The organism is Acetatifactor aquisgranensis, assembly GCF_943193215.1.
Taxonomy (GTDB): Bacteria; Bacillota; Clostridia; order Lachnospirales; family Lachnospiraceae; genus Acetatifactor; species Acetatifactor aquisgranensis.
In genome coordinates, this window is the sequence record NZ_CALPDH010000008.1 from 125574 (window position 1) to 141355 (window position 15782).

General features: G+C 52.6%; 11 protein-coding genes. 3 read left to right on the plus strand and 8 right to left on the minus strand.

Going from position 1 to position 15782, the window contains the following annotated elements; genetic code table 11:
• Nucleotides 1-27 precede the first annotated feature (27 nt).
• The 6 genes from NFS35_RS09055 to NFS35_RS09080 form a co-directional block, all read right to left on the minus strand.
• Entirely contained in the window at nt 28-2079 is a 2052-nt protein-coding gene (locus NFS35_RS09055) for a DHH family phosphoesterase (RefSeq protein ID WP_251206809.1), read from the minus strand.
• Nucleotides 2080-2330: 251 nt separating this feature from the next.
• Entirely contained in the window at nt 2331-2594 is a 264-nt protein-coding gene (gene rpsR / locus NFS35_RS09060) for a 30S ribosomal protein S18 (RefSeq protein ID WP_251206810.1), read from the minus strand.
• 31 nt (nt 2595-2625) lie between these two features.
• Nucleotides 2626-3102, minus strand: coding sequence for a single-stranded DNA-binding protein (locus NFS35_RS09065; RefSeq protein ID WP_251206811.1), 477 nt, complete (start codon nt 3100-3102; stop codon nt 2626-2628).
• Between the two features lie 28 nt (nt 3103-3130).
• The gene (rpsF, locus tag NFS35_RS09070) at nt 3131-3415 is read right to left on the minus strand and encodes a 30S ribosomal protein S6 (RefSeq protein ID WP_251206812.1); all 285 of its coding nucleotides are present in this window, start codon (nt 3413-3415) and stop codon (nt 3131-3133) included.
• A 129-nt stretch (nt 3416-3544) separates the two neighbouring features.
• Nucleotides 3545-3718: a DUF951 domain-containing protein gene (locus NFS35_RS09075; RefSeq protein ID WP_251206813.1), complete on the minus strand. Its 174-nt coding sequence runs from the start codon at nt 3716-3718 to the stop codon at nt 3545-3547.
• A gap of 64 nt (nt 3719-3782) precedes the next feature.
• Nucleotides 3783-4622 carry a YdcF family protein gene (locus NFS35_RS09080; RefSeq protein ID WP_251206814.1) on the minus strand — a complete coding sequence of 280 codons (840 nt, stop codon included), beginning with the start codon at nt 4620-4622 and terminating at the stop codon, nt 3783-3785.
• A 254-nt stretch (nt 4623-4876) separates the two neighbouring features.
• Between NFS35_RS09080 and NFS35_RS09085 the strand changes: the two genes are divergently transcribed.
• Genes NFS35_RS09085 through NFS35_RS09095 form a run of 3 tightly spaced genes read left to right on the plus strand, consistent with a single transcriptional unit; the run spans nt 4877 to nt 9225 of the window.
• Nucleotides 4877-6853, plus strand: coding sequence for an LTA synthase family protein (locus NFS35_RS09085; RefSeq protein WP_251206815.1), 1977 nt, complete (start codon nt 4877-4879; stop codon nt 6851-6853).
• Nucleotides 6854-6893: 40 nt separating this feature from the next.
• Nucleotides 6894-8480, plus strand: coding sequence for a PI-PLC domain-containing protein (locus NFS35_RS09090; protein ID WP_251206816.1), 1587 nt, complete (start codon nt 6894-6896; stop codon nt 8478-8480).
• 16 nt (nt 8481-8496) lie between these two features.
• Nucleotides 8497-9225 carry an NAD-dependent protein deacylase gene (locus NFS35_RS09095; protein ID WP_251206817.1) on the plus strand — a complete coding sequence of 243 codons (729 nt, stop codon included), beginning with the start codon at nt 8497-8499 and terminating at the stop codon, nt 9223-9225.
• 285 nt (nt 9226-9510) lie between these two features.
• Here NFS35_RS09095 and NFS35_RS09100 read toward each other — a convergent pair whose 3' ends face one another.
• Entirely contained in the window at nt 9511-13200 is a 3690-nt protein-coding gene (locus NFS35_RS09100) for a DUF4132 domain-containing protein (protein WP_251206818.1), read from the minus strand.
• Between the two features lie 35 nt (nt 13201-13235).
• Entirely contained in the window at nt 13236-15509 is a 2274-nt protein-coding gene (locus NFS35_RS09105; RefSeq protein ID WP_251206819.1) for an SWIM zinc finger family protein, read from the minus strand.
• Nucleotides 15510-15782: the final 273 nt, after the last annotated feature.

The following is a 15782-nucleotide window of genomic DNA, read 5'->3' on the forward strand; positions in this document are numbered from 1 at the left end:
TTTCTCATATCCTTTCTCAATTGCTGTCTATATTTCTCCATTCTCCAGCATGCTGTCAAGGGTCCGCTTCAGCACGCCCATGGCTTCGATGATACCCACGCCTTCCATCTGGCAGGCCGCCGCGTTCAGATGTCCGCCGCCGCCCATGCGCTCCATGATGACCTGTACATTGACTTCATCAATGGACCGGGCGCTGATATGTATCTTGCCCTGAAAGTCCGTGAGCACAAAGCTGGCCTTGATTCCCTTGATGTTCAGCAGTTCATTTGCAGCCTGTGCGCCGATGATCGTGGGATTGGGCAGATCTTCGGCAGTGCAGATGGAGATGGTAAAGCTCTGTTTGTAGATTTCAGCCTGGCTCACCGCATCCGCCTTGGCCTTATACCCTGCGGCCTCCTCCCTGAACAGCTTGCGCACCCTGGTCACATCCGCCCCGTTGCGGCGCAGGAAAGCTGCCGCCTCGAACGTGCGCACACCGGCCTTGATCATGAAATTGTTGGTATCTATCATAATGCCTGAATACATGCAGTCCGCCTCTTCCGGGCGAATTCTGATATTGTCATAAGTGTACTGCAGAATTTCCGACACCATCTCGCAGGAGGAGGAGGCGTAGGGCTCCACATAGGAGAGGGTGGCATTCTCAATGGTCTCAGAACCCTGTCTGTGATGATCCAGCACCACCACGGATTTGCAGAACCTGAGGAGATCCGGGCACTCCGTGATGGAGGGCTTGTTCACATCCACCACCACCAGCACCGTGTTGCTCCCGGCGGCCTCGATGGCCTGCTGGTTGCCGATGATCATGTCTTTCTCATACTCCTGATTACCCTTGAACAGATCCAGCATGGGCTGGATCCCGGGGACCTCGTCATTTAAGACAATATGGGCCTTGCGCCCCAAAGTCAGCGCAATCCTGTAGATGCCCACGGCGGCGCCGAAGCTGTCCGCGTCCGGCATCCTATGCCCCATCACCAGCACCTGATCCTTGCCTGTGATAATCTCCCGGAGGGCATGTGCCTTCACACGGGCTTTCACGCGGGTGTTCTTCTCCACCTGCTGGCTCTTTCCGCCATAGTACGTGATGCTCTCCGGCGTCTTGATGACCGCCTGGTCACCGCCCCGGCCCAACGCCAAATCGATGGCGTTGCGGGAGAATTCATAATTCTGCGCGTAGCTTAAGCCGTCCAGACCCACACCGATGCTGATGGTAACCGCCATCTCATTGCCGATGTTGACTGTCTTGACCTCCTCCAGCAGATCGAAGCGCGACTCCTGGAGCTGGGCCACCGCCTGTTTGCGCATAATGACCAGGTACTTGTCCTTCTCCAGCTTCTTGCAGATGCCGTCAAAGGAGGAGATATATTTATTCACTTTTCTGTCGATCAGCGCAATCAAAAGGGAACGGCGCACCTCTTCCACGCCGTCCAGCGCCTCGTCGTAGTTGTCCAGATAAATCATGCCCACAGCAAGGCTCTGGTCGTCCACCTCCTGCAGGGCGATGTGCAGCGCGGTCTCATCATAGAGATAGACGGCTATCAGGAATCCCTCATAGCCCTCCGCATCTATCATGTCGCTGTGCTCCGCCATCTCCTGAAGGGAAATCTTCTTCAGCTTTACCACATATTCATTTCCCTCATATTCCAGTTCATACTGGGCCTCGTCCACCTCGTCGGCACCCGGCAGGCGCTCTTTTGTAAGCGTGGGAAAAAGGGAGGTGACGGACTTCCTGTAGCCTTTCGGCTGATGGACGATATTCTCAAAGGCGATGTTCGTCCATATCACTTTTCCTCTGTCATCCAACAATGCATAGGGGAGATCCAGCTCCCTCAGAAGCTTTTTCTGAATCTGCCCGTATTCCGTGGCAAAACTTATCAGTTCATTCATGACAAGGGGCTTGTTACGGAAATACAGAGATAAAGTGACGGCAAAATAGCACACCAGATATCCCGTCAGAATGATGCCCGCCCGGATATCAATGGTAAATACAGCCACATCCATGATACATAGGAGAATTCCCAAATAAATGCCAAATTGGATATTTGACTTGATGCGGCCCTTTAACTTTATTCTTTTTTTCATATGGGTACCTCGCAGGTCTCTGACGCCGCTCCCTGCTGTCTTTTCTATTAATAAATTGGATTGAATAAGATTATTATACCATACTCTTCAACAGTATGCCACAATTTAATTTGTCTGATACGGAAATGTTTTGTAGAATCGGAGCGGTCTGCAGTCGGGATTCGCGGCAAGTCTTACCGGCGTGCGGCACAGATGATGAAAGGCTGACCATCCTTCCAGACGGTCAGCCCTCTCTTACAGCCTTTCAGCCATTAATCCTGAACGTAAGGCATAAGTGCCACGTGACGCGCTCTCTTGATTGCAACCGTCAGCGCTCTCTGATGCTTCGCGCAGTTTCCGGTGATGCGGCGGGGAAGAATCTTGCCTCTCTCGGAAACGTATCTCTTCAGTTTGTTGGTATCCTTGTAGTCAATCACATTGTCCTTGCCGCAGAATACGCATACCTTTCTCTTTCTGCGGACACCGCCCTTTTTCCTTACCGGGCCATCGGGTTTCTCAGTCTTATTAAAAGCCATATCAATGCCTCCTGTCTCATATCTTCAAACTTTAGTTGAACGGCAGCTCCTCGTCGATGCCGTCGGGGATGTTCATGAAGCCGTCTCCCGCACCGGAGGGCGCGGGGGCATTTCCGCCTCCTGCGTAACCGCCATTATTGTAACCACCGGCGTTGTTGTAACCGCCGCCGGCATTCCCGCCGGACGCGTTCTTGCTCTCCGCGAACTCAATCTCGTCCACCATGACGCGGACGCTGTATACCATCTGGCCGTCCTTGTTGGTGTAATTGTCGTTCTGGATTCTGCCGCAGAGGACAATCTTGATGCCCTTGTGCAGATATCTCTCCACGAATTCAGCCTGTCTGCCGAAAGCCGTGCAGTTGAAGAAATCCGCGTCGGGCTCGCCCTCACGCTTGAATCTTCTGTCCACCGCAACGGAAAAACGCGCCACTGACGTCTGGCTGGCTCCCTGTGAATATCTTACCTCCGGGTCTCTGGTCAGGCGTCCCATAAGAATTACTTTGTTCATATCTTCGCTTCTCGCTTTCTAATTGGGCTTAGTCCTGTCTCACGACTAAGTATCTGATGACATTGTCCATGATGCGGACACGGCTCTCGATTTCAATGGGAGCGGTGCTCTCAGCGTCAAAGCGAATGAAATAGTAGAATCCCTCTTTCATTTTCCGGATTTCGTAAGCAAGTCTCTTCTTGCCCCAATCGTCCACCTCTGTGATGACGCCGCCGAATCTCTCGATCAGAGCTTTGCACTTGTCAACGACAGCCGCTCTCTCTTCATCTTCAATCTTAGCGGACACAACTACAGCTAATTCATACTTGTTCATGCTTGTTACTTACCTCCTTTTGGTCTCTGGCCCGCACCAGGTGCGAGCAAGGAATTTGATTCATCACAAATGTATATGATAGCATATGTTTCCTGATATTTCAAGCATTTTTCGCATTTTCCACAAATTTTACAGGATTTCCTTCACATTCTTCTCCAGGAGCCTGCGGGCGATCATAATCTGGTGACCGCAGCCCTTGCATTTCAGCCGGAAGTCCGCCCCGGAGCGCAGCACCTCCCATTCCCTGCTCCCGCAGGGGTGCTGCTTCTTCAACCTTACCACATCTCCTACATTGATATCCATTTTCACACTCTCCCCGTGCCCGCTCTGGCGGGCACTTATTTCTGTTTTACAGATTTTCAAGATTCTACAGATTTCCTACAAAAAAGTCCTTTACCACGCCCATAAATTCCCGCAGCAGATTGTTGGGGACCACCCAGGGCGACGAGCCGGCGGAAAGTCCCTCCGCGTAGAGGTATCCCTGCTTCTTCGCAATACTCAGCGCCCGAAACATATGGAAATTGTTAGTCACCACTACCACGCTGTCATTCTCCCGGTCCAGGAATTTGCTGCTGAACACAAGGTTCTGGTATGTGTTGAAAGACTGGTCCTCCACGAAGATGCGTTCCTCCCCTATGCCGGCCTCTATCAGGTATTTTTGCATTCCCGCAGCCTCGGGGATGCTTTCGTTGCTTCCCTGGCCGCCGGAAACGATGACACTCGTGTCAGGATTCTGCTCCAGGTAGTCGATGGCTTTATCCAGCCTCTGACGCAATACCTCGCTGGGGCCGGTGCTCCTCCACTGAGCGCCGAGGATGATGACATAGTCCGCCCCCGGGGCAGCCTGGGCGTTGTACCGCGAGAGGATTTTCGCCTCCACCGCGGCGAACAGGAACAGCCCTGCAAAGAAGAAAGCCCAGAAGACCCCTTTAATCCATACAGGGATGGCATTCATGATCCTGCCGCTTCGCAGCATGAGCGCCAGCAGAAGACTGCAGGCCCCCATGACTCCCCAAATCAGGAAGAAGTAAGTCCCGTAGCCTAACACCGCCACTCCGGCACAGTATATGAGGAAGAGGATGCCCATGATGCCAAAAAAGCCGGCGAGGACGGGATGTCCGCCCGGTTCATAGCCTCTTTTGTCAAGTTGTATGGTTCTTCTGCTTTTTTCTACAGGAATCAGCTTTTCGTTTTTTCTTCGTTTCATGTGTATCTGTTTCTTTTTGGGATTCAAAGTAAATGTCTGGTTTTGGGTTTCATAAAGTTACGCCTATTATACCACATCCTTAATATTCCATTCAATAAAGATACCTTGTAGATTTCTTAAAATTTACTTTAGAATTAGCACAAATCCTGACATCCGGTGAAAGTTTGGCGGTTGACAACCCTGACTCATATGCTATAATTCTACATATTAAAAAAATTCCTGAACATTCAAATAAATATACAAGGAGATTCTTTATGGAAACGTTTCAGCAGAAATTAATCGCTTATGCCGAAGAAATCCGGAACAGAAAAATAAGGCTTATATTATCGATTTTCGTATCGCTCATTCTTTTTATTGTATCATGCCATTATCTATATGACGGCATCAACAAGAGATTCCTGGTCTATACTTTGCTCAGTCTGCTCACAGGCGGACTGCTTGTCTGTCCAAGACCGCAGCTGCCAAAATTTTGCGTTCCTCTGCTGTTGCTCTACCTCCTTTTAATCCCCCGCAAAATGTTCCAGCGCATGGAGCTCCCTCTCCACGATATGTCCAAAATCAGGGATGGCGCGCTATTCGCAAATATCCTGATTATTCTGCTGGTTTATGCAATACTCCTGCTGATTTTTCAGCGTGTCCGTTTCGCTCTGGGCGGAGGCGGCATTGTTCTCCTGGTTCTTTCTCTGGTCAACTACTATGTAAATCAGTTTCAGGGCGGCAACCTGAATTTCAGCAATCTGCTCGCAGCCGGAACCGCGCTGTCTGTATTGGACAGTTATCAGTTTTCCATGACCAGCGAGCTTTGGTACAGCATTCTCTATTTCTGTTTTTTCATCGCTCTGGGCTTTTGGTGTGATATCCCGGGAAAAGGCCTGAAATATCACGGAATTGTGACAGCTGCCTCTCTGGTATACTGTCTGGCATTTTATTTCGGTTTCTGGCAGTCGGATTACCTGAGCAGCCGGGGAATAGAAGGCATTTATTGGAGCGTACAGGAGAATGGCGCCCAAAACGGATTCCTGATAGGTTTCGGTCTCAGCATCAAGGATTTGATCATCGCCAAGCCGTCCGGCTATTCCGACAGCGCGGTGGCACGAATCATCAATGAGACGGAAGAAAGCTATCAGGCTCCGGAATCTGTGGAAAAGGATTCCTCCCCCAACATTATCCTTATCATGAACGAAGCCTGGTCCGACCTGCGCGTACTGGGCAATGTGGAGACATCCGAACCTTTTATGCCTTTCACGGACTCCCTGACCGAGAACACAATCCGCGGGAATCTTTTTGTAGAAATCCTGGGGGGACTTACCGCCAATACGGAATTTGAAGTACTCACAGGGGACACCCTTGCCTTTCTTACGCCCACTGCTATCCCTTATCAGCTGGAAGTAAACCATGATATGTATTCTCTGGCCCGCGTCCTGAAAGAACAGGGCTACCAGACCATGGCGATGCACCCCAGCGGCGCCGGCGCATGGAATCGGGATAATGTGTATGATTACTTTGGATTTGACACCTTTATCGACATCAATCACTTTGAAGTGCCTTACGAGACTTTCCGGAGCTACATTTCTGATGAATGTGACTTCAACGAAATCATCTGGCGTTATGAGCACAGGGACACGGATAAGCCTTTCTTCCTTTTCAATGTCACCATACAGAACCATGGCGGCTATTACCACGAACTCGACAATACTATCCATCTGCAGAAAATCGGCAATACTGCCATGTATGATAACGGGTATCTGGATAGTGCCGAGACCTATCTGAACACCATAAAGGTCACTGATGAAGCGTTCGAAAATCTGCTGGCATATTTTTCGGAGGTAGAGGAGCCCACCATCATCTGCATGTTCGGAGATCATCAGCCTCTTCTGGGAGATATCTTCTATCAGGCCGTTTTTGAAGACAGCGGTCTCTCAGAGACAGAACAGGTTGCCAGGAAATTCATCACTCCTTATGTCATCTGGGCGAATTACGACCGGGAGTATCCGGAATACGGAGATATGAGCGCCAACTATCTGGGGGCGGCGGTACTCGAATGCGCCGGTGTCGAACTTCCCCCCTACTATAAATACCTGCTGCAATTGCAAAAGCAATATCCCGAGATATCCCAACGTACCATTGAGGAGCTTGCGGAGGAAGAAGCCGTCCAAAAATATCAGATACTACAATACAGTCAGCTGATGGACAGGGAAATCCCGAATCCCGTATTTACCACCGGCAATTGATTCAAGCATTATGAGCAGGAACTTTGGAAGGAGATTCCCCATGTCTGACCTGACACAAAAAGCGAAAGATTATTGTCTGACAATATGGAGCAGAAAAATCCGGCTTGCCGTGGCCATTCTGACTGCCGCAATCCTGTTTGCAATATCTTTCCATTATCTCTATAGCGGCATCAACAAACGGTTCCTTATGTTCACTGCCATCAGTCTGCTCACAGGCGCCCTGCTCGCCTGCCCACGGCCGGAATGCAGATATGTCCGTTTCCTGCTGGTACTGTTTTACCTGATACTTGTCCCATATAAAATATATCAGCGCATGGAGCAGCCGATTCATAATATGACAGAAATCCAAAAAGATGCAATATTTTGGAATTTGCTCATCATAGTCTTGGTTTATGCGCTCTTGCTTTTGGTGTCCCAGCGTGTCAACCTTGCTTTAGGCAGCGGCGGAATTGTTCTTCTGTTCCTTTTTCTTCTAAATTATTACCACATGCAGTCCCATGGAAGCCCTTTCTTCTTTCAGGACTGGAAATCCCTGGGAATGGCTCTCCCATTTCTGAACGGCCGCCAGCCGGCCATGAGCAGAGAACTATGGTACAGCATTCTCTACTTCCTTTTTTTCATTGTGCTGGGTTTTTGGTGTGATATCCCGTCTGCCAGGAATATAAAATACCATTCATGCATCACAGGCCTTTCTCTCGCCTATATCCTGTTCTTCTACTTTCTTCGGAGTCCGGCCTATCCTGCAATGCCCGGACAGCAGACTTCCCGGAAGACCGCCTGGGAAACAGAGCTGCGCTATGGCTATCTGTTGAGCCTTGATGCCCGCATACGAAATAATTCCTCACAGACAGATGCCTCCTGGTATGAAAAGTTTCCTGTTGTCTGTCATGCGGCGGGTATGACAGCTGAAGGGATAGCCGGAACCAATTCCAAAGAAGCCCTGGAATATAATTATGCCTTGGGACAGAGAGTATTCGAGGTGGATATTGCTATCGCCTCTGACGGCGTGGCCGTACTGCGCCATGATTGGGACGCTGATCTGGGCCAGGCCGAAAAACTCGGACTGGGGCAGGGAACAATCCCCACCTCCGCCGAATTTCTGCAGTCTCCCATTTATGGGCAGTATACGCCCATGGCTTTGCTGGATCTCTATAAAATAATGAGCGAAAGAGAAGATATGTATGTCATTATCGATCCAAAGTACGAGAAAGATGTCGTCGGACAGTTCTCCATTATCGTTGACACCGCGTTGGATAATGGCTATGAATCCGTTCTGCGCAGAATCGTCGTTCAGCTCTATTACGAAGAGATGTATGATGCGGTAGAGGCTGTCTATCATTTTGACAATTATCTGTATACTTTATATTATATCGGCTATCCGGGCAGGGAAAAGGTAGAAGCTTTCTGTACAGAGAACCAGATTCCTGTAGTGGTGATGCCCTGTACATGGATTGATGAGAACATCTGTCAGGATATGGCCGCCTGCTCTTTAAGATTATACGGCCATACAGTAGATGATGAGGAAGAAGCCAGGCGCCTCGCTTTCCTCGGCGCAGACGGTATCTACTCGGACAACCTCCTGCCAAAGGATATGCGAGAATGGCTTATGCAAAGTTCAGGACAATAAAAGAAAGGGGATTATTATGGAAAATTATCGGGAAGTCATCGAAGAATTGAGGAAAATTGTACAAAAATACGACAATATAGTATTTTTCGGCGGGGCAGGGGTGTCCACGGAAAGCGGGATTCCGGATTTTCGGAGCGTGGACGGCCTCTATCACCAGCAGTATGATTATCCGCCGGAGACGATTCTCAGCCACACTTTCTACCGCCGCAAGCCGAAAGAATTCTTCCGCTTCTACCGCAACAAGATGCTCTTCCTGGACGCGAAGCCCAATGCCGCCCATGTGAAGCTGGCCGAGCTGGAAGCCCGGGGAAAGCTGAAAGCCGTCATCACCCAGAACATCGACGGTCTCCACCAGGCCGCGGGCAGCAGGACCGTGCTGGAGCTCCACGGCTCGGTGCTGCGCAATTACTGTGAGAAATGCGGGCAGTTCTATGACGTGCGCTATATCCGGGACAGTACGGATGTTCCCAAATGCGAGAAATGCGGCGGCTCCGTGAAACCGGACGTGGTGCTCTATGAGGAGGGCCTGGATTCCCGGACCATGACGGATGCCATGCGTTTTATCCACGATGCCCAGGCACTGATCATCGGCGGCACTTCCCTGGCTGTGTATCCTGCGGCGGGACTGATTGATTACTTTAAAGGCGATAAACTTGTAGTCATCAATAAGGCGCCCACGCCCAGAGATTCCCATGCCGACCTGCTGATACAGGCGCCTATCGGGGAGGTCTTTGCGCAGCTGTAACGGCAATGCTGCGCATGCCCCCGCAGTATATCCGGCAAATGACCGCTCCACGGCAGCTCCGCCTATTGCCTGCAGAAACAGAGCCATTCTGCCCGTATCCTGCGGCATCTAAACGGCTCATTTTCCCTGGAGACATAAAAGAGCCCCGCCTCACTGTTGTTCCCGTGGGGCGGGTTCTTCCGTCTTTCGGGGCAGACTGCCCCTGGTTTATCCTGATATTTGCGGACTTGCCGATAACAGCCGGCATTCCGCAGCATATTCCGCATTCGTCCTGCCGCACTGTTATTACCGTCCGGACCTCCAGTTGGCATCCTTTTCCCTGCTGGTTGCGGTGGCCTTGGCCAGCTGCAGTACGATTTCGCTGAAATACCGCTCCGGCACATCCTTCAGAAAATAGGAATTGCTGTCATCGGCCTCATCATACACATAGCTGCCCCGCCTGATGCCCGCGGGCACATTGCTGTCCCGGACACTCCCTGCAAGGACGCCGCCGTTCCCGGCGAGCACCGTGCCTCCCGCGTTGTAGAATCTGGCCTCATACACTGTCACGTCCTCATTTTCACCGCCTACGAAGCTGCCCGAGAAGTGCAGCTCCACTCCAAGCGCCAGCTCCTTGTCCTCCCTGTAATAGCTGTAGAAGCCGCCCGCGTCCTGTACGGAGCCGCGGTACCACCCCATGGACATCAGCTTGCCGCCCAGGGACAGATCATTGACGATGCAGCCGCCGAATCGTTCCAGGCTCTTCTGCTCTTCCTCTTCTTTCGTCCTGTAATATACCGGCCTGTTAAGCTGTTCCACAGGCTGGGTGATTTCGTAGTCCTCCAGCTGCTCTTTCCAGGTCTTCAGGGAATCTTCGGAGAGCTCGATAGGGTGCACAAGACCAATATATCGGTCTCGCCCGGTGGGCTGCCCTCCGTCCTCCTGATTCCGGCCGCCCTCCGGCAGTTCAAACTCCTCCTCGTCCTCCGTGTTGAAAGAGCCGTCCTCCATGTAGCGGAATGTGCTCACCAGCTTCCTGTCCTCATAAATCCCCCAGATCAGCCCCATGGCAAACTGGTGCATCACCGGGTTCTTCACGAACAGATTCTTCCAGGCCTCGATGCTCCACAGCCGCCCGGTGGATAATGCCATCTCCAGGCGCATCTTCTGGCTGCTCACGGTGGTCTTCATCTGCTTCTTCATCTGCTTGAATTCGTCGTAGGCCGCGGCAGCTTTCGCCTCGTCGTCCTTTTTGCCCGGCGCGGGAAGATTCTTCAGCTTCTTGCCGCCTGCGTCGAAGACCTCTATCTCCAGAGCCGTGGTGATGGTCACGGTGAATTTCCGCTCTCCGTAGTCGAACACCCGCTCCATATTCTCGTCAAAGCCCAGATCCGGCACGATCCTGTCCGCCAGCTCCTCCGTGGTGATTCCAAGCTGTGCAGCCGCGAAATCCAGGGCCTTTCCCGCTGCCGCTTTCACCTGCTTGAACTTGAATTTCCGGGAAATCCCATCCACTAAAAGCAATGCCTGCGGTTCCGGACTAAGGGCCAGCGCCTGCACTGCCTCCGATGCGATTGCGCCTCTGGCGGCATTGGGCCACTCCTGGATCTGATGGTAAAGTTTCTTTACGATATCGGCGCCGCCGTGGATGGACGCCGCATAGAGCACCCAGCGCTTCTTGGACTCCGCTCCGGCCTCCATCCATTTGTCGAAAAGTTCGTTCACATAGACGGCGAATTCCCGCTCCTCCAGTTCACGAGCCAGGGTAGCGGCAGTGGGACTCATGCCGCAGGGGGACATGGCCGCATAACTTAAGAACACAGCCTGCAGATACTCCTCGCCGGCCTCCTCACCGTTCTTTTTATGTACCACGGAGAACGGCGTCTCATAGGCCCAGGCCAGAGAGCGCTTTTTCCCGCCCTTGTGGAGGTCTTTCACCAGGTCCTCCCGGGTCAATGTCTTCCCGCCTGCATTCTCACCGGCCTCGCTGCTCACATGCAGCACATTCTCCAGCAATGCCCTGACTTTGTTGTTCTTCTCCTTTTCCAGACTCTCCTTCAGAGCAGGCGCATACTTTTCACCGTCCCAGTTCGTCAGCACCCGGACAGCGATTTCACGCTCTGCGGCCTTTTTGGAGGACAGCAGTTTCAGGATTTCCTCCTCCCAGCCTTTCTGTACATAGAGAATCTTCAAAAGCTCCTCCCGGACTGCCTTGGAGGTGTCCTGGGTAAAGCCCAGGATGGCTTCTTTGTTCTGATCCGGATTCTCTTTCAATATTATGAGCCCCAGACATCTTCCCGTGCTGCCGGTCTCCCGGAAAGCGGTCAGCGTCTCCTCCCGCCTGATCTCCAGATACTTCTGGAAGATACCTCTGACGGTATTTCGGAGCTGGTCTTTCCATTTGTCCAGATACAGCGCCTCATAGGCATCCGCGTATCCGTTCAGCTGCCGCTTCAAGTCCAGTCCCTCCGCGTCCACTGCGGCAAAGAGCCGCTTCACCTTATCTCCCTTGATCTCGCTGTTGCTCCGCAGGCTGTTGGTGTTCGCATATGCCCTGTACAGCATCAGGAAGGCCTCGCAGCGGTTGCTCAGGGCGTCATAGCCGTAGGCAGTCTGATAGCCCTGCAGGATGTTCCAGTGGGTTCCGCCCCATCTGTAACTGGTGCTGCCCTGGAGTTTATCCTCATAAGGGTACAGAGCCTCTATCCCCTTTCCGTTTTCCAGATAATCCCGCACCACGGCGGCCGTCTGAGGATCCACGATTTTCACCAGGGAGTCTATGACCCGGGACTGCTGCCTGGACATATCCTTTCCCGCCCTCTCCTGATACAGCCTGGGGTCCAGCTCCCGGATGACGGCATTCATCCTGTTAAAGGCATCGAAATCCGCTGTCTTCATGAGTTCCAGATAGGTCTCTTTGTTTCGCCGGAACTGACTCTTAAGGATTTCTGTCCGTCCCTTGGCAGCCGCCCAGGCGATGAACTGACCAGCGTCCACGCCGAATATCTCGTCATAGGTTCCGCCATTCCGGCTCAGGTCGTCCCGCAGATCCATATTCGCCATGACGTCCAGCATCGCCTCAGCGCTTGCAGCAAGGCATATCCGCAGCACATTCTTTATCAGCGGCGACTGGGCGTAATTGACGAAAGCCGTGCCTCCTAAAAGCCGCAGCATATAGCGGCTCACCGGCAGATTCTTTCCCGCCATCTTCAGAATCCGCTCATCCACCTTATCCTGGTACACGGCATTCTGGATTTCGTTCAGTTCCAGACGCGGCATCTGCCCATTGTACAAAGCCCCTAAGCTGTTTGCGAGAATCTCCCCATACTCTTTTAAAAGCTCCATGTCCTCCTTTGGGACTTCCCGGATGGCTCCTGCGTCCTTTTCCCCGCGGCCCAGCAGTTTCCCCACTCCCCCAAAAATGCCCGCGGGCTTGCCGTCCGCGCCTGCCTCCACCAGCTTTACATTGGGATATTTCATCTGGAAATAGACCATCAGCAGGACAAGCTTGCCGTTAGCCTGTTTCCCTTTCTGATAAGAGCATGCTTTCCGGATGATTTCCGGATTGTCATCTGCGATTTTGGTCAGATTCTGAATGGTAGAACGGCTGATCAGGTATTCAGAAGACCCGATTTCCACCGCGTAGACTGCCGCTTTCCTCTCAGGCTCCGGCAGGATGACATCTTTCCTCTGATGGGTGTATTCATACATGGGCGGGACCATGCTGTGACAGGTAGACTGCCCCAGGGCAAAGAGCAGGTCGCATGCTCTCCCCGCCTCCTGGTCGCGGGCCTTTCTCACCAGCTCCCGCATCTTAGAGGACAAGTCCCGGGGCACACAGGTCAGGTCATGGAATGCCAGTTTCTCAAGCCCCTGGGGACTTTCCGTTCCGCCCAGATAGTCCTCCATCCATGTGAGCTCATCCTCCGAAAACAGATTCATCTGCTCGAAAAGATCCATCATCTTTGCCGTTCTCTGATTTTGTGGGTTAATCATTTTGAACACCTCCTGGTTATTTCTATTTCGTATTTTTATGTATAGTAATCCGCACCTCTGTCATAGGCCGCTTTCTGGGCGGCAAAATGCAGATATTCGATGACATCGGCATAGAGTCCGGCCATAGGCCCTATCCGTCTTTCCATCCGGTGGCGTCCCGCCTCCGCTTCTCCTGCAAGACCCCCCAGCAGTTTTGACAGATATTTCATACCGTACTGCTCCGTCAGCCGGGCCGCTTTCTGCATGTCTTTCCATGTGCTTTCATGAACCGTGTCGAAACCGCTCTGGCACAGATCCTCCATCAGCAGAAGAATCTCTTTCGCAATGTCCTCTGCGACTTCATATTTCGTCTGGCGGCCCGCGGAAACCTCCGTTTCCGTCTTCCGGCTATCCGCTTCTTTTCCGTCAGCTGCGGCCTCTTTGTCCGCCGGGCTGTCCGGTGCGCCCGCATTGTCCCCGGCGGCATCCCCATCCTCCGGCTCCTCTATGTCCAGCAAATCCACCGGGTACATCCGCAGTCTTCCGTCCCGCAGGGTCACCTTGCCCAGAAAACAGGACAGCCTCTTTTCCGAAATCCGCTCCAGATAGCGGATGGTTCCGGCCTCCTCCCTGGAATATGTGACCTCCACCAGCAGTTCATGCCCCGCCCTGTCATACAGCGGGAGGGTCAGCTGCTGACCTGTCTGGGAAAATTCCGCTTTGGCGCAGGAATCCGGCTGGACAAACACAAGCTCCGTACCCTTTCCGGCTTCTTTCTGCCCGCCAAATCCCTCTCCCTGCCGCTTTCCAATCTGTTCCCTGAAAAGTATGCCGAAATCCTGATAATACCATTCCTTAATACCGTATGCGCATAGCCCCCGTTCCCCTGTTATCTCTCCCTTTGTCTCCTGGCTGGAGGAAAGACGGTTCCTTGCGTCGCACTTTGCCCCGGTCAGATGAATCCTGACTTTCAGGAGATTTTCAAGGGAGATTCCCAGTCCCCAGGGAGCGGGTCCCTGCAGGGCCGCCTCTTTTTTCCCGCTGCTTCTTCTCCGGGCCGTATCGTAAAATACAGGTTTGGCATTGGTGTAGGTATACCATTCCTTAGTATTCTCTTCCAGAAAATATATGGTCTCCCCCTCATACCCGGTCTGGCTCTGAAACCGTTCCGCGGCGATTCCAATCAGGTCAAGATTTCCCACGGGAAGATAGTCGGCCCTGAATTCCCCGGCAAGGGCCGCCACCTGAGCGCTGTCCTCTGCCTGCAGCAGCCCCTCCACACGTCGGTAGAGCCTGGTCAGCTGCTCCATCAGATCCTTTGTCTGAAATGCCGCTTTCCGCTTCAGATATCTGTCATAAGAATCGGCCAGAGCCCGGAAATATCCCTCGAACCTGGCCAGCAGCGCATCGTGGCTGATGATGGCCAGCCGCTCCAAGAAGTCTGGCACGTCCGGCGACACCCGGGAAAGCCCGGTGCCCAGCAGCTCCTCCAAAAAGGCCCGCATCTGTCCGGCCGCATCCTTTACCTCCTCCATGTCGTATGCGGGCGCGTCCTCCGCCTCTTTTATCAAGTCCTCTTTCTTTAAGACGCCTGCTTCCAGCTGGCACCAGAGAATGGCCGCAGCCTTATGCCGGCACAGTTCCTTTTTGTGGCAGGTGCAGGTGGAATATTCCAGAGGGGACAGAAGTTTTACCACCATTCCCGGCTCCGCCAGCTGTACCGTGACCACGGAGGCGTATTGTATCCCCGGGCGGATATCTGCTGCCACCTGGTTGACAAAGGTCTGGAAATGCCGGTTCCCCAGCGTCTTTTTTAATTTTGTAAACGAAAAATTGTTAATTTCTTTCCGCACATGGTTTTCCTGGCTCTGTCTGCTCCCGGCGTCATCATCCCTGCTCTGGTCAGATGCGTCTGCCCTGTCAGGCATACCGGCAAAATCAGGGGCGGCTTTCTGTTCCGGACCATCTGCCCCGCCCTGTATGCATTCAGGCGCGGATGCCAGCGGCTCCCGGGCGCTTTCCGCCGCATCCGCCCCATGGCCCTCCAGGCATCTCTCTTTCAGAAGCAGAATCCCACGCACCACATGGCGGCAGATGCTCCGGGAGGGACAGGTGCATTTGCTCTCTCCGAGAGGAAACCGCACCGTCACGGTCTCTCCTCCCACCTTTATCGCCACTTCGTCTCCCAGAGCCCCGATTTCGGCCGACGCCTCCCCTCCGGAAAGCCCCTCTTCCATGTCTTTATAGGCGCGTTTGACGATGCCCTTATTGCTGATGCCGATCAGATAGTCATCGTCTATCCCTGCCAGTCTTTCTCTCCACTTTTCCATATGAATCTCCTCTTATTAATATAGTAATTCCTGCCATAGTTCATGTCAAGACGAAATGGGTGGCAGAATTGCCCTTTCTCCGTCAGCGCTTTTTGGCGCGATGACGCCAGGCTTGTATACGCAAAAATCCCGGCATAAGTCTGTCAGCTCTGGCTTTCATGCTTATGTCAGGATCTTTTTGTTTTTTATTACAGAAAATTTATTTATGGGAGCTTATCAGGCTGGCAGGTCCAGCCACTCCATTACCGTACATTGACCACCTCCATTGCCCTG